This window comes from Flavobacterium collinsii (genome assembly GCF_902804485.1).
GTDB classification, from domain to species: Bacteria; Bacteroidota; Bacteroidia; order Flavobacteriales; family Flavobacteriaceae; genus Flavobacterium; species Flavobacterium collinsii.
This window is the reverse complement of the sequence record NZ_CADCST010000024.1, coordinates 1-1,609: the sequence shown is the minus strand read 5'-3', so window position 1 is coordinate 1,609 and position 1,609 is coordinate 1. Positions and strand designations below refer to the sequence as shown.

The 1,609-nt window shown below is 40.2% G+C and carries 1 protein-coding gene; it reads right to left on the bottom strand.

The features are described 5' to 3' along the window. A partial coding sequence (locus FLA105534_RS00155) for a non-ribosomal peptide synthetase (RefSeq protein ID WP_173964034.1) occupies positions 1–1,609 on the bottom strand: 1,609 nt, incomplete at both ends.

Here is a 1,609-nt window from a genome sequence, read left to right as displayed (position 1 = left end):
CGTGTGAACCACAGAAGGAACGGTGTTGATCAGTACGTTTTGATCGTTTTGGATATAATCTCCAATGGCCAATCCGTTGGTTAATAAGCGTATTTTCTTGCCGATACTAAGCGGATAGAAAAACTCATAAACCGATAAATCAAAACAATGTGAAGTTACTGCATAGAGGATCTCAAAGTTGGTATCACTAAATTCTCTCTGTGACCAGTGCAGCATTTTTGAAGCATTCTGATGGGTAATCATTACTCCTTTTGGTTTGCCCGTTGAGCCTGAGGTGTAAATGATATACGCCAGGTTATCTGGGTTAAAAGTAATCTGCGGAAGTGCTTTTGAAATGGATGCCGATTGGTTAAATGCTTTTATAAAAGCCTCGTCTATGGTCACTTTACATTTACTGTCTTGCTCAATGTAGGCAATACGCTGCGCCGGATAGTTCGGATCGATTGGAACATAAGCACAGCCCGATTTTAAAACAGCCAGTAAAGCAAGAGGAAGCCATTCTGTGCGGCCTAATTTCACACCTACCAGATCTTCTATTCCCAGATTGTAATTACTCAACAAATAATGCGAGAGTTCGTTCGACAACTCATCGAGTTCTTGGTAAGTAAAAGTTTTATCGTCGGTTACCAGAGCAATTTGTTCCGGGGTTTTTCTTGCCTGATTTACAAACAGATCGACCATCGTGGTGTTGGGATACTCCACTGTAGTATCGTTAAAATCATACAGCAATTGCGTTTTTTCGCCAGTACCCAAATAGTTCAGACTGTCTACTTTTTGACTTGGATTTTGGATAGCTTCTGTTAAAAAGGTTTCCAAATGCTCGGCTAAGCGTGCTACAAATTCTGCCTCATAAATATCGATGTTGTATTCGATGTGTAAAATCAATTGTCCTTCTTTCTCTGAAAAAATGAAGCTTAAATCAAACTGACTTACTTTTCTTTGATAGCCTTTGTAGGGTGTTAGGGTTAATCCCTCTATTTGCTGATCTGATGCAAACAGATCTTGTTGGTTTTGCAATACAACCAGTACATCAAAAAGTGCCGATCGGCTGGTATCTCTTCCTAATCCCAGTTCTTCTACCAGATTATCCAATGGATACTCCTGATGCGAATAGGCATTTAACAAGGTGTCTTTTTGTGTTTCCAGCAGGGTTTCAAAACTGGCTATTTCTTCAAATGTGGTTCGAATGGCCAGTGTGTTGAGATAGAGTCCGATTTGGTTTTCTAAATCACTGTGTTCTCTTCCTGCTACGGGAGTTCCTAAAATAAGGTCTCTGGTGTTGGAATATCTGGATAGTAATCCGTTTATTCCCGCCATTAAAACCATAAAAAGACTGGCCTGGTGCTGTTCTGAAAAGGATTGTAAATTATTACTTGCTTCTTTGGTGAAGCTATGGGTGATGGAATCTCCTGCATAGGTCTTTACTTTTGGCCTCATTTTAGGAGTTGGAAGTTCCAGTACCGGCAGGTCTCCGCTAAATATGTTAAGCCAGTAGGCTTCTGATTCTTTTAGTTTCGAAAGCTGTTTTTCGCTTCTCATCCAGGATGCATAGTCTTTATATTGTATGGTCAGTTCGGGTAAATTGCTGTTTATACCCTGAACCAGATGA